This window comes from Mycoplasmopsis synoviae ATCC 25204, from assembly GCF_000969765.1.
In the GTDB taxonomy this organism is placed as follows: Bacteria; Bacillota_I; Bacilli_A; order Mycoplasmatales; family Metamycoplasmataceae; genus Mycoplasmopsis; species Mycoplasmopsis synoviae.
The window spans coordinates 491,224-515,460 of sequence record NZ_CP011096.1; the positions used below are offsets into that span (position 1 = coordinate 491,224).

A 24,237-nucleotide genomic window follows, 5' to 3' on the forward strand; every position below is an offset into this window, starting at 1 on the left:
AATTCTCCTAATTTAATATTAGTATATTGCCTGAGAGGCTTTTTCCTTTTTAGAAAAGGTAAGCATTTTTGCCATTTTTTCTTTAAAGGTTAATTTTTGTTTTTCTTCTTGTGAAGTTGATACATCATCTAAACCTGATTCATTAAGTCAATAAACCATAGTTAGCGTCAAGAAGACATATCCTTGCAAGAGGCTATCAAATACGTCAAAATAAAAGTGAAATAGTGGCGTTATTAGCGATCCAAAGAAAAATCATTCGCTATTTTTAAAAACTAGTGTTCATAAATACCCAAAGATTAAATACATTAAAACCACAACAGTTCCTCCACCGGTTATATTTCCATACATACGAAATCCAAGAGATATAACTGGCGGAATTTTCCCAACGAAATCAAGTGGGTTAACAAACTCTTTTAAATAACTTCATTTTTTATACATTATTCCAACTGTAAAAATTCCAATTCAAGTTGCAATCGCTAGCGTTAGCGGCACTGAATATGAAGTTGCAATCGGATCTAGTCCAAAAAATGACATCATGTTACCAACTGTTAAAAATGTAATTAATGTAAATAAATAAGGCCTAGCTTTAGCAAAATTTCCGCTGGTTCCATTATATGAATTATCATCAACCATTGTCACATACATTTCGGCAACAAGAGCTACTCCCGTTGGCGCCTGATTTGGCTTAACTTTGGTTACTTTAGCAAAGACAATCAAAGAAACAACTAGAATAATAATCACAGTTAAAATCAAAGAGATAATCTGTGATTGATCTCATTGTCATAGATTTGATAAAATCACATTTTGATTTTTTTCTTGCATGTTTTTTCTTTCTTATTTGCTATTTTTTTTAGCATGTAAATGAAGCGCTAAAAAATAAATAATCATATTTATAATTATTCCAACAATAAAAGCGAATATATTAATTGGATGCATAAATTTTATAACTTTATTTCCAGAAATTTCACTATTAATTGCAGCATTTACATCAATTGTTACGATAAAGTAAATTAGCGCTCCTAGAGTTATAAAAACAAGAGCTTTTTTTAGAAATAAAAAAATCATTATTTTTACTCATTTGCTATATTTAAAATTTACTTTTTGAAAAAATACGTCATAAAATAACTTATTGTATTTATTTCATAAATAAATCATTAGGCCTGATAGTAAATACCCAAAAATTATTGATGAATAATTAAAAACTATAGTAATTAGCAAAATAGTGCTTACTAAAAATAAAGCAGATAAATAAAAAATTTCATCAAAGTTTCTTTTAATAAAAATTTTTAGCTTTGTTTTTGAATTATTTTTAATAGACATACTCTCTAATTACAGCTTAAATTAAAAAAATTAAGCACTTAAATTTTACTCCTTATTATTAAAATTAATTTAGTGATAATTTTTTGTGAAAAATTTAATATAATTTAAACTAAATTTATTTGCTTTATATATAAATATATAAGTAAATTCAATTTAAACTAAATAATAAATATTTTTTCTGGATTCACTTGGGTGTGCTATTCGTAGTGCTAGGTGCCTAGAAAGAAAAAATCAATCAAACAAACTAAAAGGAAAACATTTTGAATACAAAAAAAGAAGAAGTAGTTTCTTCACCTGAAGCTACAGTTGAAAAAAAACAAACTCAATCACAAACTCCTATTGTTTCTAGAGATAAACTTCTAGAAGCCGGAGCTTACTTTGGTCACAAAAAACAAATGTGACATCCTAAAATGAAGGAATTTATTGTTCCTAAAAGACTAAATAAAAATGCACATATTATTGATATTGTTAAAACTCAAAAATATCTTGAATTTGCATATAGTCTTGTTGAAAAATTAGCAGCTAAAGGTGTTTCATTTATTTTTGTTGGAACCAAAAGACAAGCTAAAAAAACTGTTAAAGAAGCTGCTGAAAGAACAAATTCACTTTACGTTTCAGAAAGATGACTTGGTGGTACATTAACCAATAACTCAGTTATTATGAAGCGTGTTCAAAAAATGAACGAGCTTGATAAAAAAGCTGAACAAGGTTTCAAAGGTTACACCAAAAAAGAAGCTCTTTTATTACAAAAACAATTAGATAAGTTACACCAAAACTTAGATGGAATTAAAAACATGAGAAGACTTCCACAAGTTATGATCGTAACCGATTTAGTAGAAGATAAAATTGCTATTCAAGAAGCTAAGAAGAAAAAAATTAAAATTATTGGAATCGTTGATACTAACGTAGATCCAACAGTTATTGATTTTGGAATTCCAGCAAACGATGATTCATCTAAATCAATTAACTTAATTGTTAACATCTTAGCTGATGCGATTGCTAAAACACAAGGTAAAAAGCAAATGTATGCTTACCAGCCTGATGATAAAATCGTTTTATCAAATCCTCATGAACTAAAAAAATCTGAAGAAGCATCTGAAGTTAAAGCTGCTTCTACAAAAGAAAAACTTACAGAAGAAGCGAGCCAATAATGTCACAAAACAAACTAGAATTAATTAAAGAATTACGTCAAAGAACTAACTCAGCTCTTGGTGATGTTAAAAAAGCTTTAGAAGCTACAGATTACAATATTGAAGCTGCAATTAAATGATTAAAAGAAAACGGAATCGTTAAAGCTGCTAAAAAATCAGGAAGATTAGCGTCTGAAGGTGTTGTATCAGCGCATGGAACTCTAACACAATCATTATTACTTGAAGTTAATTCAGAAACTGACTTTGTGGCTCAAAATGAAAAATTCATGACTCTTGTTAAAAACGTTACAGAAAGCGTTTTTAAAGCTGGAGCATCTACTTTAGAAGAAGCTCTTCAAGTTAAAGTTTCAGATAGCGAAACTGTAGAACAAGCTCTAACTGATGCAACCGCAGTTATCGGTGAAAAAATTACTCTAAGAAGAGTTTTAGCATCAAAGGCTAAAGAAGGTCATGTTTTAGGAACATATCTTCACGCAAACAACAGAGTTGCAGCTGTAGTTGAAGTTACAGGAAGCAATTCAGAAGTTGCTAAAAACGTTGCAATGCACCTTGCTGCTATGAATCCAGAATTCGTTTTAGTTAGCGATATTCCAGAAGATAGAATGCAAGAAATTAAAAAAGCATTTGAAGCACCAAAAGACTTCGATAAAAAACCTGCTCAAATTCAAGAAAGAATTCTTTCAGGATGACTTGACAAACAACTTGGTGAAGTAGTTTTAGAAAAACAACCATTTGTTATGGAAGATTCTCTAACAGTTGCTAAATACTTAGCAAATGCTAATGCTAAATTAGTATCAGCTCGCCGTTACGAAGTAGGTGAAGGTCTTGAAAAAGTTCAAAGTAATTTCGCTGAAGAAGTTGCTTCAATGACAAAATAATTTTGCTCTTAAAAAACTAGCGTTGCTAGTTTTTTAATTTGTCTTGATAGTAAATTTGATAGCCATCATTTTCGTATTTGTAGAGAAAATCGTTTTGACTTTCTGATAGGCTGATATTGAATTCTATGTTTTTTAAATTTGCATCTATTTTATAAAACAGAAGCATTAAAAAATCATAAAGCATCATCATGGCTCTAACGTCATTTTCACAGTATTCTTTTAAATAAAGTGAAATTCTTTTTCAAGTAGCATTATTAGTTGTTTTTCAATGACGATTTATAGCTTCATTCATAGCCATATATCCATTTTGAATTTCTAAATTTTTATATTCTTTAATTTTATTTTTAAGTTCTATTTTATATTTGGTGATAAATTTTTCAATTCTTTTAATTGAATAAAAGTATTTTAAATCTGTTAAAAATACTTTTTCAATTTTTAAAAATTCTTCTTTTAAAGCGCTATCGTAGAAAGTGATTTCATTTTCGCTAACTTTAAAGAATTTAAAAAGATTTTTATCAACTGAAAGATGGTTTTCTAAAAATTCGCTATTAAATTTAATTCTAGAATGAGTGAAAAAATCTGCAAGATCTATTGTATTTGAATTGATATGTTCTATTTTTTTTAGAAACTCGCTAACATCTGAATATTTTTGGTTGAATCATAATTTAAATTCATCAAATTCTTCTGAATTTGAAGCTAAAACTTTTGTAACTAAATTACCAATTTCTTTGTTTCTGGTATTTTCATAAGCTTTGTTGTAGACAATATAATAATCGCTTTTATCTGAATATATATTTTCAATTATTTCAACAAGATCTTGATATTTAAACTCAAAAGTATCAAATACTAAGTTTTTAGTATAAGTTTCATTTCCATTTATGGTTTGAATTATAGAAACTTGATTAACAAGTTGCTGGTGCGGATTAGTAAAAGTTAAAACCGGTAAAATGCTACTAAAACCTTCATAGTCATATCAGATAATTTTTTTACCTTTTAAATGAAGATTTCTAATTAAATTTACGCTAATTGGATTTACAAAATTCTCAAATTTAGAAAAAATTTCTTTTGATTTTATAACGTCATTTAATCTTAATTTATTAAGACCTTTCTTAGATAGACGCATTAAATTCGCGCTGATTTCATATTTTTCTTTTAAAAAGATTGAAGTTAATTGACTTATTTCTTCTTTTGAAAAAGAATCATTGTAATCGAATTCAAAAGTCAATTCTATATTTTCATTTAAGAAATCTTTTTTTCTTGAATTAAATTTATTTTTTGTCTCAAGTCATTCTAGAGCTTTAGTTTCTAAATGCTTAAATTTATCAGCTTGACTAACGTATTTATTTTGGCTATTTGCAAAGAAATGTCTAGCTGCATCTAAATTTAAATTTTCACCAAAAATTAGATAAGCTTTTTTAATTAAATTAATATAAATATAAAAATCTAAAAAATTATATAAAAGCGGTTTTTTTGTATTTTGTTTTTCAGTATCAATTAATTTTTTTAATTTTAATTTAGGCGAATTTAAAATTTCTAAATAATTATCATAATTTTCAAATTCGCTAAAATTTTGAGTTTCTATTTGATATGAATTTGTATATAAACTTTTATATAAATTAACCGCATTAAAAAAACTATATCTAGGATTTGGATCTTTATAATTTGATTCGTAAAAATAAATCTCATCACCAGTTAGTTTTAGTGCATAATTAAATTCTTTATTATTAACTGAAAAGTTTTTATTTTTTGAAATAGTAGCGGTTTTAGTAAATGCCGCTCCAAAAGCTTCGTAGAATAATAATTCTTTTTGTTTAAAATTTCTTTTAATAGTAGTAAAAGGATCAATTATTATTACTGAAAAATTTCTAACGTCTAAATTTCATTTTTTAACGATATTAGATACATAAAAAAAGTCGAAATAAAACTTAAATTTTGAAGTTTTAGAAAAGTTTAATAAAACAATTTTTTTATTTACTTTATCATATGCAAATGCAGTTGAATTAAAATTAAATATTAAATCTTTTTCTTCTTCACTAAAAGAAAAACTAGGATTAAAAATTAATTTTTTTGAATCATCTTTTATAGCTTCTTTAGTTGAATTTATTTTATTTTCTAAACTAGATTTAATTCCAATATATTCAATTTCTTTGGCTTTAAATTTGTATTTTTTTGAATATCATTTTTGCGCTAGCTCTACATATTTTTTAAACATTTTGTCACTAACGCTTTTTGAAAGTGAAAAATATTTTTGTTTTGTAGAACCATCATCACTTTCAAGAAATTCTGTATATAAAGTTAAATCACCTAAATCTATTTCATCATCTGCTAAAGCTTGTTCTGAATCTGAATTTGAATCTAATAAAATTTCTTCTTTATTTAAATTTTGAAATTCAGCTTCGATAGCGCTTTTGGCAAATATTAGTGCTGGATTAAGCAAGAATACTCGCTTAAATAAACTTAGATTTATATTGATGATTTTTTGCATGAAAAAATTATACATTTTTCACATCTTTAATTTTGTTTTGATAAAATAATTTAACGTTTTGTGAAAGGTATTCTATGACTAATCATTTCCCATTTTTTCAATGAAAAAAATATCGTAAAATTTCTCTTTTTGCAGGGATTTTAATTCTATTAATCGCTTTATTTGTTACTTTATCAAACTGAGTTTTAGATGTGAGAGGACTTAATAACTCGCTTTCTAAATTATCAGCTTCAGCAAGACAGGAAATTATTTATGCTGATGCGGCCCCTTCGGTGCTAGCTACTTTATGAAAAAACACTTTAACCTTTACTCATATGAGTAATTACGCGCTTGGAATTATTTGAATTTTATTTGCGCTTTATCCTACAAAGTGACATAGCCAAAGAGCTGCTTATTTAATTACTGTATATATAACAATTACATTTTTAGTTTATTGAGGACTTATTTTTCCACAAATTTTTAAAGGTGGAATTGGCCCATTTAAAACATTTTTAACAACACTAGTTCATGCTATTAATCCAATTATAGGTTTTAGCTTAATTACTTACAATAGAAAAAGAATAACAATTTCTAAAGGCACATTTTTTGGACTTATTCCAATAATGGTAATTTACTATGGTTTTGCTTTGGTTTCATTTTTAATCGGGCAAAATACAGCAGATAATTTTGCTGGACTTAAAAAATCTCCAGATAGTGATGTTTTAATAAATCACCAAAATGGACAAAAACTAGTAGATAACGTTATTTATGAATTTTTAAATATTCTTCATCCATTTTTCTACCAAGGTGATAACTTAGCAATTGTAGTTGCAATTAATTTTGGATTAGTAGTTGGCGGTATTTTATTTACACTTCTACTTGGCTTTATTTGAAAAGTTTCACTTAGATTAAAATGAGATAGAGAAAATAAAGCACATTTGGTATATTAATAGTAAATGAAAATACGAATTGAAAAATTTATCGCAGATTCTACTTTATATACTAGAAACGAAATTAAGAAATTAATTTCAAAAGGTTTAGTTAAAGTTAATGACTTAATAATTAAAAAATCACAGTCAATTGATCCTAAGCTAGATAAAATTTATTTAGAAGGAATTCTTCTCGAGGCCAGAGAAGAATTTTCTTATATCATGATGAATAAACCTGCCGGATATATCTGTGCTAATTTCGATTGAAATAAACAAGTTGTTTTTGAACTTCTTCTTGATTTAGAAATGAATCTAAAAGACTTTTTTACAATCGGAAGACTAGATATCGATACCGAAGGATTATTAATTATTACTAACGATGGAAAGCTAAGTCATAATCTCCTTTCTCCAAAAAAACATATTCCAAAAACCTATTATGTAGAGCTAGATAAACCGCTAGAGAAAAACATAAAAGAATTACTTGAAAAAGAACTTTTAATCGATGAAATTAAATATAAAAAATCGATATTAAATAATATTTCAAATAACAAATGTGAAATTACTATCTTTGAAGGAAAATTTCATCAAATTAAAATTATTTTTTCTCACTTTGGATATAAAGTTACTTATTTAAAAAGAATAAAAATGAATAATTTATCTTTAGATGAAAATCTAAAGTCAGGTGAATATAAATTTTTAACTAAAGAGGAATTGGACTTATTAAAAAATTAATTTTTTAATACTCTAGCTAGAATTACATTTATTATTTCACTAGTTTCATCTAGAATTCATTTTGTATTATTTTTAATGGTAAAAGCAGCTTTATTGATTCTGCCTGCTTTAGTTTGATAATTTTCAGATTCTAAATGCAGTGGCGAGTTGAATCTATAAGTGTTAATTAATTGTCTAATAGGATCTGTTTTTATAGGTTCAGCTGCTAAATCGATGGCATCATTAATTTCATCAATTCATTTTTTAAATTTACTAAGTTTATTTTTAATTGAAATTGCAGCATTTCTTAAAGCAGAATATTGATTAGATAAAAGTGCATTTTGTTTTTTGAAATTATCTAATTCACTTTTGGCTAGATTATATTTTTCAGTTGCATTTCTTATTAGATTTGTTTTTTCATTAAGCTGATTTTGCAGCTCTTGATTTTGCCTCTCTCAATAAGCAATGTTACTATTATTTTGATTAAGCTGCGATCTTAAATTATTTAAATTTAAATTATTTTGATTTATTGTATTTTTGAAATTTGAATTTTCAATTTTAAGAAGTTTTATTTCATTTATTTTTTTCTGAAGTTGATTATTTATCGAGTCTATCAAAGAATTTAAATTATTAATTTCTTCTTTGTTTTTAATAATTGCTTTTTCTTTTTCTAAAATTAATTTTTCTAAATTGCTAGAGTCAAAGTTTTTATTTAACTTATTAGTATTAAGTTCAAATCTTAAACTTTCAAGTTGACTTTGATCTTGTAAATTATTTAAACTCAGCCTTTTTATTTCATCTAAATATGAATAAATTAAATCGTTATCTGCAGAAAAATTATTAGCCAAAATTTGAGCTTGAATAAAATAATTTTCAATTTCACTATCAGATAAATTTTTATCTAAAAGCTTTTCTAAAATTTTACTTTTAGCAATGTAGTCAAAATTTTTATCAGTTAATGTTTTATTGATAAATTCTAGCTTTAGTGAATTTAAATAAAGATTTTCTAAGGCTTTATCTAAATGAGTTTTATTTTTAGAAATTTGATTTTTAATGCTTGTTTTTAAAATATTTATAGCATTAATTTCTTTGTAAATATTTTGAATATTTACATCTTCAATTGAATCGATAAATTCATCGCTAACTGAATTATTTTCTGGATTATTATTTAGTGAAATTAAAGTTAAATTTAAATTATTTAGTCTTAAATTTTTTGTATTTAATTCTAAATATAAAGAATTTTCTTTATTTATTAAATTTAAAATTTCACTGCTATTTTTTGTAATAGATGAAAATTTAGAAAGTAAAAATGAATTTAACTCTAAATTAATATCCTGAATAAAAGATGAATATTTATTTATTAAATTTACATATGAACCACTAATTAAAAATTTATTTGAATTAACATTAAAAACATATTTAAAATTGTCTTCAACATATTTTTTGGCATCTTTTAAAAGATTATTTATTTTTAAAGCACTTTCTTCATTTGAATAAACATTAAATACTTCAAAATAAAAATTAATTAAATAATTAAATCTTAAAGAGACTTCTGCAATTTTTCTTTCAATATTATTTTTTTCAATTAAAGAACTACTTAAAAAAGTTTTTTCTTGAAGATATAAATCATTAAAATTTTTAGCCAGTTTATCTAGCTCTTTTTTAGCGCTTAAATTTTCTAAATTTATTTCATCGCTTTTATTTAAATTCAGCGAGTAATTTTGATAAAAAGTTTCTGAAAATGAAAAGTATAAATTATAGTTTTGAAGATTAGTTTTAAATTTAGCTACATATTCATTTAAAAGTGCAAGGCTAGTTTTAAAATTTTGCGAACTAAATGCAAATGAATCAAGTTTATTTTTAAATTGATTTAAATAAGCTAAAAATCCATTAGCATTGTCTAGATTTAATTTTAAAATATCTTTAGTTTGACTTTTTTGTAAATCAAATTCATTAATTGCATCAATGCTAGCATTTGCGTTATATATAAATATATCGATAAAAGCCTTTATTTGAGCTTTAAGCTCTAATAATTCTTTATTTATTTCATCAAATTTTAAATTGTTAATTTCTTTAACTTGCAAAATTTTATTTGTAAATTTTAAATATTTATTTTCATAAAATTCATCGAAAAGTTCTACTTGATTTAGTGACGATGAAATTCTAGTATATAAAAGTAAAAATAATTTTTTTAAATTATTTTCGTTATTAAGCTTTTTAACATTTTCATTTAAAAGTTCTATATTAGCGCTTAGTTTATTTTCTAAATCATCAAAGTTAGTTGAAGCGCTTAATAAATTTTTAATTTTACTTTGGTTTTCACTTGAAATTAAATTGTAATTTGGTGGCGCTAAATTAACCAGCTGCGAATCTGAATTAAATTTTGAAAATTTAATATCTGATATTATTTTATATATCGGATAAACGCTAGCACAAGCAATTGCGCCAAGAGCGCTGAAACTAGTAAGTAAGATTTTGGCTTTTTTATTCATTTTTCTCCTTTAGTTAATAAAGTTAAAAATCAAAAAAAGAGAAAAAAATGGAAAAAACCTAAGTTTTTCCATTTCAAAATTTAAATAAAAATTAATTCTTTGATAAGGTGTCAAGAATGTTTCTTGCCTTTAGTAAATTAAAAATAGCAACAAAATCCAATATTAATCATAAAGCTATTCAAGAAATACTAACAAGAACTTTAGCAGTAATTAAAGCACTAACTGCATCTGCTTTTTGATGGTAGGTTTCTTGATCGTTTGTTACGTATTTATTTTCTACTTCTCATCTTAGACTTCAAACTCTACCGGTGTAGTATACTTTAAAAACAATAGGAACTACTGTGGCTAAAAGTCCTCCTAAAAACATAATTGAGATAGAAGCAAAACCTGATGTGTCAGCAGCAAGCATTGAACCTCCTACTACTAATATTATTACACCAACAAGGGTAAATACTAGCCCAGTAATAATTAAATTTTTAGTGTGAGTTAGTCTTCTTTTAAGCACTTGAAGATTTTCATAATTAACATATGACATGTCAGAAGTTGAATTAATTCTTTGGTTAAGTTTGTTGTTAAAATCCATGAGCTCATTATAACCGAAAAATTATTTTTTGTGCATATAAAAAAATAAATTTTTGTTATAATAGAAAAGCAATACATTTAGACAGTAACTGCTATGCTTAATTTGTTACCGAGTGTATACTGTATTGCTACTAATTTAAGGAGGTTTATGAAAGAATCTAGCTTAAAATTAGCAAAAAAAGTAACAGTTAGCGAAATAACTAACAAAATTTCAAGTGCTAAAGCAATTGCTTTTGCAGAATATCGCGGATTAACTGTTGCCCAGTTAAAAGAAATGAGAGTCGAAGCTAAAAAAGTAGGCGTTGAACTTAAAGTTTATAAAAATCGTTTATTTAAATTAGCAACCGATAAATTAGGTTATGACTTATCAAGTTTCTTAGTTGGGGCAAATATTTTTGCTTTTTCTAACGATGATGATATGTCGGCTGCAAAATTACTTGTTAAATTTGCAAAAAAACACAAAGAATTTGTAGTTTTAAAAGCCGGTACATTTGAAGGAAAAGTAGTTGACACACAAGAACTTAAAAAAGTGGCAGCTCTTCCAAGCTACGAAGAGGCACTTACCATTCTTGCTCGTTCACTTATGGCACCTTTACAACAACTTTCACTAGGACTAAAACTAGTTAGTGAACAAAAATCAAATTAATAATAATAAATATTTAAATTTTTAAGGATAATCAATATGGCAAAACTTACTAAAGAAACTTTTGTTGAATCTCTAAAAGAGATGTCAATTAAAGAAGTTATGGAACTTGTAGAAGCAATGAAAGAAGAATTTGGAGTTGATCCTACTGCGGCTGTTGCTGTTGCTGTTGCTCCTGGAGAAGCTGCTGAAGCTGCTAAAACTAGCGTTAAAGTGGTTCTTAAAGCTGATAACGGTAAAAAAGTTCAAATTATTAAAGCTGTTAAAGATCTTCTTGGTGGAAGCTTAATGGACGCTAAAAAAATCGTTGACAATCTTCCTGCAGTTGTTAAAGAAAACATCAAACCAGAAGAAGCAGAACCTATTAGAGCTGCTCTTGTTGAAGCTGGTGCTGAAGTTTCAGTTGAATAATAGTTTCATAAAATAAAAATTCGCGCCTTGCGAATTTTTTTTACTACATTTTGATGTTGTCAACAGTTCTTGGATATGGAATTGAGTCTCTAATGTTTTCAATGCCGGTAGCGTAGACCACTAGGCGTTCAAAGCCGAGTCCAAAACCTGATGATCCCATATCTCCAAATCTTCTAAGATCTAAATATCATTTGAAGTCTTTTTCTGAGATATTTAATTCGTTGATTCTTTGTTTTAGTTTTTCGTATCTTACTTCTCTTTGAGATCCACCGATTAATTCCCCCACTTGTGGAATTAAAAGATCAAATGCGGCCACTGTATTACCATCATCATTTTGATGCATATAAAAGGCTTTAAAAGCTTTAGGGAAGTTTATCAGTGCTATAGGGCATTTGAAAATGCTTTCAACTAAATATCTTTCGTGTTCGGTTCCTAGGTCAAGCCCAAATTTAATGTCTTTGTTTTCGAATTTATCTTTGTGTTTTTCTAGTTCTTTAATAGCGTCTCTATAGTCAACTATTTTAAGATCGCTTTTAGTGAAAAGCTCTATTCTTTCTTTAAGATTAATATTTAAAAACTCGCTTAAAAATTCAAATTCAAATTTATTTTTCTCTAGCGTTTTTTCAAGTACGTTTTTAAGTAGATTCTGCGCTAAATTTATCATGTCATATAAATTAGCAAATGCGACTTCAGGCTCTACCATTCAAAACTCGGCAAGGTGTTTTTTGGTATTTGAATTTTCAGCTCTAAAGGTAGGTGCAAAGGTATAAATTTTTTTAAAACCAACCGCGTAGCTTTCTCCGTGAAGCTGTCCGGTTACTCCTAGAGTTGCTTTATTATTTTTCCCAAAGAAATGCTTAATTTCTGATCCATAAACTTCAAAAGTCTCGCCTGCGCCTTCTCCATCATTTGAAGTAATGATAGGAGAGTTCATATAGTAGAAATTTTTATCGATAAAATACTTATGAATTTCTTGAGCTAGAGTTGATCTAATTAGCATTACTGCTCTTAACACTTTAGTTCTATGTCTAAGATGAGGAATTTCTCTTAAAGTTTCAAGCTTTATTTCTTTATTTTGAATCGGATAGTCTTCATCGGCTTTTTTATAGTCAACTAGCTCTAGCGCTTGCATTTCAACTTCTTGACTTTTGCCAGGAGTGTGAAGAATTTTTCCTTTGATAACTGTAGCTGATCCTGGCTTTAGATTTTCTAGCAATTTAAAATCAAAACCTTTAAATACAACTTGCAAGTTTTTAATAGTGCTTCCATCGTTTATTTCTACAAAGCAAACTTTTTCATTTCCTCTAAAATATGAAACTCATCCTGAGATGGTTAACTCGCTTTGATCGTAGCTTTTTGGCTTAAGTAAAATGTCTTTAATATCCATTTAAATCCTTATATTAATTAGTAGTTAATAAATTAACCAAATTATAAAGTAAAAATTAAAAATTTTTTGCGCAATTAATTTCTTTTTCTGTATAATATGCTTTAATAAATTTTTTTATTAGCGCTAAAAATGCGTTTTAAATAAATTTATTGAATTATTAGAAAGGAAAAAAATGAAAGTAAAAACCGCGAGAAAAATCGGGCTATTAACTGCTACTAGTATTTCAATTAGTTCAGTTATTGGTATCGGTATTTTCTTTAAAAACTTTACTGTACTTGGTGCTCAGGCTGTTCCAGAAACAGATACCTTCGCATTTTGAAGTTTTATTCTTGCATGAGTATTAGGTGCATTTATTTCTCTACTTACAGTATATAGCTTTAGCGAACTTTCAAGCTCTCGTCAATCAAAATCAGGACTTGCTGGTTGAGTTGAAGAACTTTCAGGTTCTAAAAAGCAAGGTATGACTGTTAAGTTTCTTCACTCTGGATTTTACTACGCGCTATTAACTGCTGCTCTTCCTGTTTTTGGAATGGAAGCTATCTTTAAAGCATTTGAAGTAGCAACAGGAAGTAGCGTTAGTCAAGACCCAGAATTCTACCTTGTTGTAATACTGCTTTCTCTTGTATTTTTAGTTGCAATGACTACACTAAACTACTTCTCATTAAAGTGATCATCAAGACTACAAGTATTTTCAACAGCTTTTAAACTTTTACCACTTGCAATTGCATTTATTCTAGGATTTGTAGGAACTAAATATCTAGGAGTAGATCCTAAAGCGACTGATTCAGCTTCGCTAGAAATTGTAAATAAAGCAAATGAAGCTAAATCATATTATTTATTTGGAGGATTAAGTTACGGAATAACCTCAGGTGAAAAAAGCTTTAACTTTGCTGGAATGTTTATAGCTTTACCTGCTGTTTTATTTGCATTTGACTCATTTTTATCTGTAGGAAACTTAGCTAAAGATGTTAAAAATCCTAAAACAGTTCCTGTTGCTGCTGTTTTAACAATTGTAATTTCAGCTACCGTTTATATATTAATTTCTATTGGAGCTGCTCTTAAAGGAACAGGATTTGTTGGTAATTTATTTACAGACATTGTTTTATCTGTATCAAAAGATCCTGCAACAAGACTAACAGCAAGCAAAGTATTAAATTCATTTGTATTCTTCTTAATTGGTTTTGGAGCGCTTTTTGTAGCAAACTCTACATCAATAGTGCTTTTAAAATCAAGTGAAGGATTAATTGAATATCGTCAAGTAATGTTTTACAAAAAACTAGGTGAATTAAACAAAAGATATAAAAACCTAGGAAGCTTAGTATTATATTCTGTCTTTGTTTCAATTTATTTACTAGTGGTGGTTTTACCATCAGCGATATCACTAAGTGATTCTGTAATAGATTCATCTACAAACTTACCAACTATAATGTTTTTCTTTATATATGCATATACAATGCTATTAGGAATAATAGATAGATTTAAAGGTGGTAAGAAAACAAAACTTAAGGTTAAAGGATTCCTACCTGCTTCTGTTTTAGCAATTTTATTAATAGTAGCAGTAATTGGATTCCAATTTGTATATAAATTTATAGCAAAAACAGCTCAAAGCCCAAACGTTGCTGATTCTGCTGGACTATTTTTCTCAGGAACCACTGTCTTTACCTTAGCTCACAATAGTTTAACTAACTTCGGTCTATTAGCTCTTTGCATTATTTTAGCGCTAACTAACTACTTTGTTGTTAAAAGACAACTAAGATCAGAAGGGCTAACAATTGAAGATACAGGAAACGCAAGTGATTCTGAGGAAGAAGTATCATATGAAGAGACTTCTCATGAAAAACATGAAGGCATTTTCTGCAAGATGATGCACAAATTTAAGCCTAAAAAATAAAAAAGCATTTCTGCTTTTTTATTTTTTTTCATTTTGGAAATTAAAAAAATAGCCATTGGTTATTTGCTCATTATAACTTCCAAGATACCGCTATCAAAAAATATGTTAATTTTTTTAGAAGTTTTTTAATAAATAAAATGAACAATAAATTTGTTCATTTTATTTATACAGAAAAAAATTATTTAAAAAAATTTATTTGTCTTGTTTATTTTAACAGGATTTTCATTATTTAGCACTTATGCACTTTAACACTACAATGTTAATTTCAGACGGTAATATTAGTACAAAAAATGAAAAAAACTTTGAAGATCTGATCTTTTAGGATCTGATAAATATAATTATATAACAAAAAATAAATAATGTCAATAGTTAAAATTAAAAAAAATTCAAAAAATGTCAAAATAAAAAGCCGATTTTTAAAATCGGCAATTTTATTAAATTCTAAGTGGCGCGCTGCACTTTACAATATAGCAATAACTAGTGGCTATTTTATAATTTTTCAATTTCAACTAAGGTTTTGGCTTTATTTTTTTGGTTAAGCTTTAAGACTTTAAAGCTAATTTTTTTGTTATCTAAATAAATTTTTAAATTGGTTTTAAAGCTATTATCTTCGCTTTTAGAAACAATAAAATCATACAGTGACATTTCTTTTTCTTCATCGCTAAGAAGCTCTAAATTAAGCTCAAGTTGCTTGAAGATTGCATCCATTAATGTGCTAGCTTTAACCAGAGATTTTTCTCAAGAAATTTCATGAATTTCTTTTATTTCTTCTTGGTCATATTCATCGTAGATTTCACCAACTACTTCTTCTAGAATATCTTCTAGTGTAATGATTCCTATCACTTGATTGCTTGAATTATTTTGGGTGACAAAAAGCATTTGAATTTGGTTTTGCTTCATGATCTCAAGACCTTTAGCAAGCGAGCTATGAATTGAAATGCTTGGCACCATTTTAACCAGTGATAAAAGGCTTTTATTTTGACTAAAGATTAAATCTTTAAGTAGAACTATTCCGATAAAGTTTTTATCTTTTTTAACCGGCATTCTAGAGTAGTTTGTCTCTTTGAAAGTCTCTAGCGCTTTATTAACTGAAAGACTTGAATCTAAATAGACAACGTTTTTTAGCCGAATGTAGTGCTTATTGATTTTTGTCGAATTTAAATCAAGCGCTTTTTGAGCTAGAATTTTTTCTTTAGTATCTAAAATTCCTTCATAATTAGCCAGCTCTAGAATTTTTTTAATATCGTCTTGTGAATGCGTATGATCACTTTGTTTTGAAAACTTACTAATAGGATAAGTAAGTACAAAGAAAAAGTAATATAAAACTTCGATAAAAGGGCTAAATAATAGCAGAAATAACTTAGGTTTTTTCTTTGCAAAAAGCTTTGGTAGTATCTCTCCAAATATAACTAGTATAGGGGTTACCACTAGCGTTGATATTATCAGTACCAGCGGATCATCGTCATTGGCAAAAAATGATCCAATGATAAAACTAGTTAAAACCGAAGAAGCTACGTTAACTAAGTTATTAGCAATTAGCACGGTACTTAAAATTTGGTTATATCTTAAAAGCTGTTTTTTAATTAAATTACCAAATCTAGTTTTTTTATCGTTTAATTCTTGAATTTGAGTTGCGGGTATAGTGCTATAGGCAGTTTCAGATCCTGAAAAAATACTGCTTAATAAAAATAAAATAAAAATAATAATAAATATTGTTATTTTTATGCCTATACCCAAATGACTGGGCTCAGTTGTTGTTTCCATTAATTGCGTCCTTTGTTGAATTTATTTGTAGGTCTATATTCATTGTAATCTATAAATAATACCCTATTTGAGTAAAATGCTAAATTTGTAGTTCCAATTATACCATTTCTATTTTTAGCAATTCCTACTTCTGTATTAATTACAAAAGCACCTTTTTCAGTTCTAATGCTTTGTGCATTTTTTTGAACTTCACCATCTTTAGATACTTTCGATAACTTATCATATGATTCTTTTCTTGATAAAAAGATAACAATATCGGCATCTTGCTCGATTGATCCTGATTCACGCAAGTCATGAAGCTGCGGCCTTCTATTTTCACGGCTTTCTACGTTTCTTGAAAGCTGTGATAGCGCTAGAATTGGAATATTAAGCTCGATAGCTAGCTGTTTTAAGCTTCTTGATATCGCTGAAACCTCATTTTGACGATTTCCTGAAATATCAGTAGCGCTTACTAGCTGGAGATAGTCAACTACTACAAAAGCAAGATCTTCATTATCTTTTTTAAAGTTTTTAATTTTCCAAATAATATCGTTTAAATTACCAGTAACGTCATCATCATATAATAAATTTTCGTTGAGTTTTTTAAATTCGTTATTACGATTATTTGATCAAACTAGCTCAGGAACTTTTCATTCACGAGGCTTTTTAATATTTTTCGGATTAGTAAGATATTTTAAATCCACGTTAAGAGTAAATGACATAACTCTTTTGGCAAGTTCTTTTTTTTGCATCTCAAGAGAGATAAATAAAACTTTATTATTTTTATCTTTGTCTTGAACGTTTCTAGCGATATGCGCTGCCATATTTAAAGCTAGCGCGGTTTTACCGATTCCAGGACGAGCAGCTAGAATAACAAGTTGCCCTGGACGAAATCCTTGAACTATGTCATCGATATTTTTAAAAGAAGAAGTTAGTCCTCAGTGTTTGTTGAGCCCTTCGATTACTTCTTGAACTTCAATAACTACATCCATTTGGACATTACCGTGTTCGACGAAGTTTTTAGATTGAAGCGATTTTTCTCTGGTTTCTGATTTTAGATTTTCTAAATCAGTCATTAAAGTTTTAACGTCAAAGGTTTTTTCTTTAACAGTTGATGACATTTCCTTAAAGTAAGCTTCAAAATATCTTTTAATATATAAATTTTCTAGCTCTTCAATATAAGGAATTAAATTTTCTGTATTTAAATTAGTAGAATAAAGTGAGTTTATATATTCAGGAGTAACTCTAGATGAAATATGTTTATATTCATCGAGTTTTAAATCCCGCAAAATATCAACTAAATCAGTGAATTTGTGTCTTTCTTTTTTTTCAATTATCTCGCCAATTAATTGAAATATGGCTTGATTTTCTGTATAAAAGAAATACTCTTTTTTAATAACGCTAAGGGCGAATTCTTGAGATTCTTTAGAGTCAATAATTAAAGATAGAAGTTGTTCTTCTAGCTCTTTATTTTGGTGTTTAGTAGCATTTTCTGGCTTTAGGTTATATTTTTCAATAACGCTATAAATGGCCTTATTTTTTGACATTGATATGAAGATTTACCCTTAATTTTGCCTTTATATCTTTATATAAAGAAACTTCAACAACATGAGTTCCTTCTACGTTTAAATGCACATGTTGAATTGCATGATCGTGAAGCTTGATTTTGTGCTCTAAAAGCTTGGTTTTTAGTTCTTTAGTTGAAACCGATCCATGCACATGAAGATTTTGAGCTTTATCAATTGCAGCGTCAAGAGTAAACATTAAGCTTAGCTCTTCGATTTGTTTTTGAAGCTCTCTAGCTTTTGATCTTTTTTCGTGTTCAAGTGCTGATAAATCACTTAACTTTTGTTCACGAATTTTAAGATTATCTTGAGAGTAGGCCATTGCAAAACCTTTTGGTATTAAAAAGTTTTTAGCGTATCCATCTGCAACTTCTATGATTGCATTTTCTTTACCGTATTTTGAATCTTTAGTTAAAATCACTTTCATTTTTAATCTCTTTTCCAGTTGATGTTATTGCCATTATGGTATTGTCAACAAAAACTTCTAATTCTTCTTCGCTAAAAGCTGCTGCAGTATTAAAGTGTCCTCCACCACCAACGGCTTCACAGATGATTTGAACATTGGTTTCAATTCCTCTAGCTGAAAGTTTATATTTATTAGTATTTTTAAGCTTTGCAATTACAAACGATGCAAAGCGATCTCTAACTTTTAGCATTTCATCTGCTGCTATAGATATTATATCGTTATCAAGTTCGTCTTTAGTATAAGCTAAAAAATATCCTTTTTTAACTTCAATTGGATTTTTAATAATTTCGTTAACTAACTTTTTAGTTTCGAAATTAATTTTTAGCATATCAATTGCATAAATAGCTTTAGCGCCTTTAGCTTCAAGTCAAGCAGCTGCTTGAAAAGTTCTTGAAGTCATAGACTTGGTAAATTGCGATGTATCTAGATAAATACCATTTAGTAGATGCTGCGCTGCAACTTGAGAGATGTTATGTTCTCCTTCAAGGAAGTATAAAATCTCTGAAATAATTTCACAAGTCGATGACGCGGTAGTATCGATATAAGTATTTTTTTCGTAACAAAAGTTAATGCTTCCGGCTACTCTATGGTGATCTAATATAAATATATTTTCTTTTTTAGCGTTAGCTAGCGAATTTGGATAATCTGTTCTTTGTGGATTAGATGTATCTACTATTATTATAAGCGTATTTGAATCAGTATTTTTTTTCGCAGTTGATTCTTTTTCAATAATTTTTAAATCTTTAGTTTTATATTTAACTAGCGATAGCATTCTAGCGACAGTACTATCGTAGGTTTTCATAAATAAATTAGCTTGCTTTTTGTATTTAACTCTAGCAAGTTCGCAAAGCGCAAAGGCCGATCCTATAACGTCTAAGTCGGCATGTTGGTGTCCGTAGACTATTACGTTTTCAATTTTTGGATCTTGCAGCTTTTCTTTTAGCTGATTGGTAATAAAATTAATTTTAGTTTTAGAACTAGTTGGCAGAATTTCGGTATTTGATCCAAAGTATTTGGTAGGCTCGTTAAATGAATTAACAACAACTTGATCTCCACCACGGTTTTGCGCTACCACTAGCGCTTTTTTAGCGCTTTCTAGCTTTTCTTTTAGATTTTCTCAACCACGAGCAAATCCTACTGATAAAGTAAGTTTGGCATCTAATAAATTAACATCGTCTTTGCTACTTAAATCTAAATTGTTTTTGATTTTGAAAAATTCGTGAAAGTTACCTTTTTCCAGTGTTTGAAATGACTCTTCATTGGTAAAGATAATAAATTTTCCATCAGAGTATTGGCGATAGATAAAATCGTAATTATTAACGCAAGTATTTAAAGAATCTATTAAAACCTTATTTAATTTAAAGATTTGTTCATCTGAATAAATACTTTTATATAGCTGGAAATTATCCATTTCAATTTCACCAACTATAGATCTTTTTTGAAAAATATTAGTTTTATAGTTTTTTTCAACGTTGATATTTCTAATAACGACAATATTATTTAAATATCAAAACTGCGTTTCATAGAATGTATTTTCATATTCAAATTCTAAATTGCTACTGTTGTTATTTACGTCAAGTTTTGATAAAAAATCAGCGCTATGTTTATCGCTAGTTATAAATTCTAAATAACTATTTAATGTCTTTGAAGTATAGTCTTCTTTGAAAGTGTTTTTAAGATATTTTGACATTCAAATAATACGCATGTCAACGTCATAAATTAAAATACCTAAATTATTATTAGACATAACTTCATCGATTAAATGATGAAATGAATCATAAACTAAAAGCTTTGAATAGCTATAACTAGATAGCACAAATAAAAAGCTAATTAAAGCACCAGCAAATGAAAAAACCATAACCCCGCTAAAGATAGCCATTAGCATATCAGTTATTTTGTTAAGAAATACCAGTGAAACAAAAGCCACTGTAAAACTTACAAAAATAACTAAAAAGGTTATTAGAAATAAATATTTTTTGTTAATCATTTGCTCCTTTAAAATTTAACATTTATATTAATTTTATCGTTTTGAATTAATTTGTCTAATTTTTCAATTATTTTAGTGTTATCTAAATAAAGATAAATATCAACTTTAGCTTGAGATTTTTCTTTATTATTAGGATCGACTAAAAATAAATTTTTTGAATTTCCATAATTAGATTGAAATTCATTTAATATAAATTGTGAATCTAAATAATTAAAATTAAAATTTAAATTAACACTGCTATTTTGTATATTGATTCTCGAAATTACAAAAGGCAGAACCGAATAAATTTCAAAATTATTTTTTACAAATAAATCATTTTTATCTTCTTGCAGATAGCTATTTAAGCTATTGGTAAATATGCTTTCCGGAAATGATTCATTTAATAAAAACGAAAATTTAACAACGTAAGAATTAGGCTTAGCATTTTTTAATTTAGAGCTAAGCAGATTTGTTTCAGTTGAATTTTCTACTTGAAAAATTCCATTTTCATTTGCTTTATAAAATGAAACAGTTAGCTCTTCATTTTCATTTAAATAATTAGCGCTAGCTTTAACTTCTTTTGTTGGAGTTAAATCGTTGGTAAAATCATTAGATAAAAATTTAAAACCATTTTCTGATAAAGAATTAAGTTTGTTTTTAAATTCTTCAGCGTCACTAGTTGCTTTGCTTGCCGCTTGCGCTTTCGATAAAATTTCGCCGTTATTAACAAAGTAATTTATAAATTGTTTTGGTGTTGAATAAAGGCTTTGCATTTGCTCTGCAGCTTGAGATAAAACATATTGTTCATATAGTGGAAGCAGAGCCTTAAGTTGCGCTGAATTTTCATCAAATAAATCATCAAGAAGTTTATTGTTAGCTATTGTTTTTGGAAGATTAATTAAGGAATTATATTTAGTTTCAAGTTCACTTAAATAACTTTGTGATTTGTTTTTAAAGTCTAAAACCTTTTCATAGTTTGATTCAGGATTTTGCTTATCGCTTTCTGAAAAAGTTTTTAAAACAAGCTTGGAATCATTTATAAAGTTTTGATAGTGAACTTTATATCATGTAAATGAAAAATTACTTCCCAAAGCGCTAAAGCTTTTGGTGTTAAAGTCTAATACATCTTGGGCCAGCTCTGGAACGTATCTAACAATAGTAATTAGCGTATTAGAAAAAAAGTTTGTAATTAATTTTATTCAAGTATTAATTAATTTAATGCTATTGTTATTTGAAAATAAACTTGAATATTTTTGGATTTGTTCCATTAGCACATTTAAATATGCGTTAATGGTTTCATCGCTTACAAAATAATTTAAAAAAGTAAAGTTTTCTTTTGGAATATAAACTTTGCCAGAATAAACTTTTAAAACGGTAGCTTGAACTTCAGGCTTTACTTTTTGCTTTATAAATTTGGAAAGCTTTTCTAGAAACTGTTGATATGAATTTTTAAATTCGTTAATGCTTTCTTTTAAAACGGCTTGAAATTCAACATTATTTTTTTTAAGGTCTTTTGTGGCTTCTTGGGCGAGTTCTATTCTTTTTTGGGTTAAAGTTTTATTGGTTTGAATTAAAGCTATCCCGGTAGTAAAAACAGCTCCAATAGTCACACTACCAGCTGTTAATACGAAAAACTTTTTACCTGTGAATTTCATGATAAATAAAGCGCTTTATATAAAAATTATATTAGTTAAATACTAAAAACTAAAACTAATATTTAGATTTGTTTTTTCTTGATTATTTAAAAAGCTATCAAATTTGCTTATTTGGCTACTATCTGTAACTACAAAATAAAGATCTAAATTAACATTACTGGTGTCAACGTTTTGTTGTAAAAAGTTATTACTTAATAAAATCAAAGTATTAGCTTCAGTTAAATTACTTTGATTTTCAGTTAAGAATTTTTCTTGAGATCCAAATTTATAGTCAAGATCTAATTTTAAAGTGTATTGATTTTGGTTGCTTGTAAAATCAAAGTTTCTAACAAAAAATGGAATAAGTCCCACAAATCTATACCCTGATCCTAAGCTTTGAACAGGGTCTAAATCAAGATTTCTAGCTTGAAAAGCTTTAAGTATCGAAAGCGGAATTGAAAAGGCATTCATAGAAACTTTAACAAGATAGTTTCCGGTTTTATTAACTTCTTTTACAAGGCTAGTTTCTGATAGTGAAGTTAAATTAAATGTTGCATTAACTTTAGTTGCATCAACTTCGAATTTAGCGTCACTTCCGGCTTTATAAAATGTAGCTCTTACTTTAAAATCACCTAAAAGATTAGTTGATGAAAATTCATAAGTTTTTAAAGCTTTTAAATTATCAAAAACACCTTTAAAAGTATCGTTATAGAGTTTTAAATCGCTATCTTTAATGCTTTTTAAAGTTGCATTAACTTGCGCAGTTTCTGCTACGCTTTGGTTTTCTTTAAGCGCGCTAAAGCTATTTGGTACTAAATTATCAGGAAAGCTTACGCTAAAAAATGAACTTATATTAGAGCTAAAGCTGTTTTCAGCAATAGCATCATTTAAAATATCGGCGCTATATTCTTGTTGAAGCGCTGAATTTAATGATTGCATTGAATTTCAAATACTTGAAAGGTTAGTTGCTCTTTGAGCGCTAGCTATATTTTCAGATAAAGAAAGCTCATATGTGCTTTGGTATAAGCTGTAAAGTTTTTCAGCTTTTGTTTTAAAGCTGCTTCATTTTTCTTTTTTACTTGTAAGGTCAGCTTTTCCACCTGTTTTTAGAAGTTTATCGACATCAACTAAATAATTTAAAACAGTTAAATAATTTTGATTAAGTGAATAACTTAAAAAGTATTTTGGAAATATATCTTTATAAAAAGTAGTTAGCTCATTTCTTAAAGCGCCAACTAGTGATAAAAGACTTTGAAGCTCTGAATTCATTTGATTGGTTACTAATTTATATGTAGCTTCTAAATATTTAAGTTGACTATTTCTTTCTAGTAAATTTTTAAATTTAGCAAGCTCATCACGCATTTTTTGTGTGTGAGCTGAAATAGATTCCGCTGATGTAAAAGTTGTTAAAAATTCTCTTTGCTCAGCGGTTAGTCCAGGAGCTGCAGCTTGCTGAGATTTTCTAGTTGAATCACCGCTTCCTGGATTACTTGGAGTTACTGGAGTTGAAGGGTTTGCATGATTTTCAGGTGCACTAGTTTCTGGAGTTCCTGGATTTGGCTCGCTAGAATCTACTCCTGGAACCGCGTCACCGCTTGATCCTGGAACTGAGCCAGATTCGCCATCTGAAGATGTAGGTGAATCTGGATCTGTGCTAGTTCCACCAGAAGAAGTAGTTCCGCTACCTGATTCTCCATCATTATTTTTTAGCTCGCTAAAATCAACCTTAACAGCCGCTGTAGTTGTTTGGTTTTTTTCTTGAGCTTGCATAGCTAAAAACGCATTAACTTTAGTCATTACATCGCTTGAGTAGAATTTTTCAAGTTCATCAATGGTTTTTAGTGAATCGCTATAAAATTGGCTAACTACGTTAGCTTTTTTAGTTTCATAACTTGTTTCAGGCTGTGAAGAAGCACTTCCACAGCTTGTGGCAATAACTGCAGCGGTAGTTAGCGCGCCGGCTATTGGCATTAATTTAAATAGTTTTTGTATTTTCAAAATGTT

At 27.8% G+C, this 24,237-nt stretch carries 19 protein-coding genes; 7 read left to right on the top strand and 12 right to left on the bottom strand.

The annotated features are described in order from the left end of the window. Positions 1–18: 18 nt before the first annotated feature. Both VY93_RS02215 and VY93_RS02220 read right to left on the bottom strand, forming a co-directional pair. A complete protein-coding gene (locus VY93_RS02215; RefSeq protein ID WP_020003252.1) occupies positions 19–822 on the bottom strand; it encodes a F0F1 ATP synthase subunit A in 804 nt (267 codons plus the stop codon). Between the two features lie 12 nt (positions 823–834). After that, positions 835–1,320: a hypothetical protein gene (locus VY93_RS02220; RefSeq protein ID WP_020003253.1), complete on the bottom strand. Its 486-nt coding sequence runs from the start codon at positions 1,318–1,320 to the stop codon at positions 835–837. A 260-nt stretch (positions 1,321–1,580) separates the two neighbouring features. Here VY93_RS02220 and rpsB point away from each other — a divergent pair, with 260 nt between their 5' ends. Together rpsB and tsf are read left to right on the top strand one after the other, a co-directional pair. Continuing rightward, positions 1,581–2,471, top strand: a complete 891-nt coding sequence (gene rpsB, locus VY93_RS02225) for a 30S ribosomal protein S2 (protein WP_020003254.1) — start codon at positions 1,581–1,583, stop codon at positions 2,469–2,471. Next, on the top strand, positions 2,471–3,349 hold the full coding sequence (gene tsf, locus VY93_RS02230) for a translation elongation factor Ts (RefSeq protein ID WP_020003255.1): 879 nt from the start codon (positions 2,471–2,473) through the stop codon (positions 3,347–3,349). The genes rpsB and tsf overlap by 1 nt, the downstream gene beginning before the upstream one ends. Before the next feature lie 25 nt (positions 3,350–3,374). Here tsf and VY93_RS02235 read toward each other — a convergent pair whose 3' ends face one another. Continuing rightward, positions 3,375–5,858 (bottom strand): UU173 family protein, encoded by a 2,484-nt coding sequence (locus tag VY93_RS02235; RefSeq protein WP_408633516.1) that lies wholly within the window; start codon positions 5,856–5,858, stop codon positions 3,375–3,377. A 50-nt stretch (positions 5,859–5,908) separates the two neighbouring features. Here VY93_RS02235 and VY93_RS02240 point away from each other — a divergent pair, with 50 nt between their 5' ends. After that, on the top strand, positions 5,909–6,763 hold the full coding sequence (locus VY93_RS02240; protein WP_020003257.1) for an MAGa3780 family membrane protein: 855 nt from the start codon (positions 5,909–5,911) through the stop codon (positions 6,761–6,763). Positions 6,764–6,769: 6 nt separating this feature from the next. Further along, positions 6,770–7,474 (top strand): pseudouridine synthase, encoded by a 705-nt coding sequence (locus VY93_RS02245; RefSeq protein ID WP_020003258.1) that lies wholly within the window; start codon positions 6,770–6,772, stop codon positions 7,472–7,474. Here the strand turns inward: VY93_RS02245 and VY93_RS02250 are convergent. Together VY93_RS02250 and VY93_RS02255 are read right to left on the bottom strand one after the other, a co-directional pair. Further along, positions 7,471–9,945 carry a hypothetical protein gene (locus VY93_RS02250; RefSeq protein ID WP_020003259.1) on the bottom strand — a complete coding sequence of 825 codons (2,475 nt, stop codon included), beginning with the start codon at positions 9,943–9,945 and terminating at the stop codon, positions 7,471–7,473. The two genes, VY93_RS02245 and VY93_RS02250, sit on opposite strands and share 4 nt — an antisense overlap. Before the next feature lie 91 nt (positions 9,946–10,036). Continuing rightward, positions 10,037–10,528, bottom strand: a complete 492-nt coding sequence (locus tag VY93_RS02255; protein ID WP_020003260.1) for a hypothetical protein — start codon at positions 10,526–10,528, stop codon at positions 10,037–10,039. A gap of 147 nt (positions 10,529–10,675) precedes the next feature. Between VY93_RS02255 and rplJ the strand changes: the two genes are divergently transcribed. Together rplJ and rplL are read left to right on the top strand one after the other, a co-directional pair. Continuing rightward, on the top strand, positions 10,676–11,173 hold the full coding sequence (gene rplJ / locus VY93_RS02260; protein ID WP_011283563.1) for a 50S ribosomal protein L10: 498 nt from the start codon (positions 10,676–10,678) through the stop codon (positions 11,171–11,173). 36 nt (positions 11,174–11,209) lie between these two features. After that, positions 11,210–11,581, top strand: coding sequence for a 50S ribosomal protein L7/L12 (gene rplL, locus VY93_RS02265; protein ID WP_020003261.1), 372 nt, complete (start codon positions 11,210–11,212; stop codon positions 11,579–11,581). 43 nt (positions 11,582–11,624) lie between these two features. Here rplL and asnS read toward each other — a convergent pair whose 3' ends face one another. Continuing rightward, on the bottom strand, positions 11,625–12,968 hold the full coding sequence (asnS, locus tag VY93_RS02270; protein WP_020003262.1) for an asparagine--tRNA ligase: 1,344 nt from the start codon (positions 12,966–12,968) through the stop codon (positions 11,625–11,627). Between the two features lie 172 nt (positions 12,969–13,140). Between asnS and VY93_RS02275 the strand changes: the two genes are divergently transcribed. After that, positions 13,141–14,859, top strand: a complete 1,719-nt coding sequence (locus VY93_RS02275) for an APC family permease (RefSeq protein WP_020003263.1) — start codon at positions 13,141–13,143, stop codon at positions 14,857–14,859. 489 nt (positions 14,860–15,348) lie between these two features. Here the strand turns inward: VY93_RS02275 and VY93_RS02280 are convergent, their stop codons facing one another. The 6 genes from VY93_RS02280 to VY93_RS02305 are packed head-to-tail and all read right to left on the bottom strand — an operon-like array spanning position 15,349 to position 24,231. Continuing rightward, positions 15,349–16,623, bottom strand: a complete 1,275-nt coding sequence (locus tag VY93_RS02280; protein WP_020003264.1) for a CNNM domain-containing protein — start codon at positions 16,621–16,623, stop codon at positions 15,349–15,351. Further along, positions 16,623–18,149 (bottom strand): replicative DNA helicase, encoded by a 1,527-nt coding sequence (locus VY93_RS02285; RefSeq protein WP_020003265.1) that lies wholly within the window; start codon positions 18,147–18,149, stop codon positions 16,623–16,625. Before VY93_RS02285 ends, VY93_RS02280 begins: the two co-directional genes overlap by 1 nt. Beyond that, positions 18,136–18,594, bottom strand: coding sequence for a 50S ribosomal protein L9 (gene rplI, locus VY93_RS02290; protein WP_011283569.1), 459 nt, complete (start codon positions 18,592–18,594; stop codon positions 18,136–18,138). Before rplI ends, VY93_RS02285 begins: the two co-directional genes overlap by 14 nt. Continuing rightward, positions 18,575–20,620: a GGDEF domain-containing protein gene (locus VY93_RS02295; protein WP_020003266.1), complete on the bottom strand. Its 2,046-nt coding sequence runs from the start codon at positions 20,618–20,620 to the stop codon at positions 18,575–18,577. The genes rplI and VY93_RS02295 overlap by 20 nt, the downstream gene beginning before the upstream one ends. Positions 20,621–20,628: 8 nt before the next feature. Then, positions 20,629–22,254, bottom strand: coding sequence for a hypothetical protein (locus tag VY93_RS02300; protein WP_223211458.1), 1,626 nt, complete (start codon positions 22,252–22,254; stop codon positions 20,629–20,631). Positions 22,255–22,296: 42 nt separating this feature from the next. Then, positions 22,297–24,231, bottom strand: a complete 1,935-nt coding sequence (locus VY93_RS02305) for a hypothetical protein (RefSeq protein WP_020003268.1) — start codon at positions 24,229–24,231, stop codon at positions 22,297–22,299. Positions 24,232–24,237: the final 6 nt, after the last annotated feature.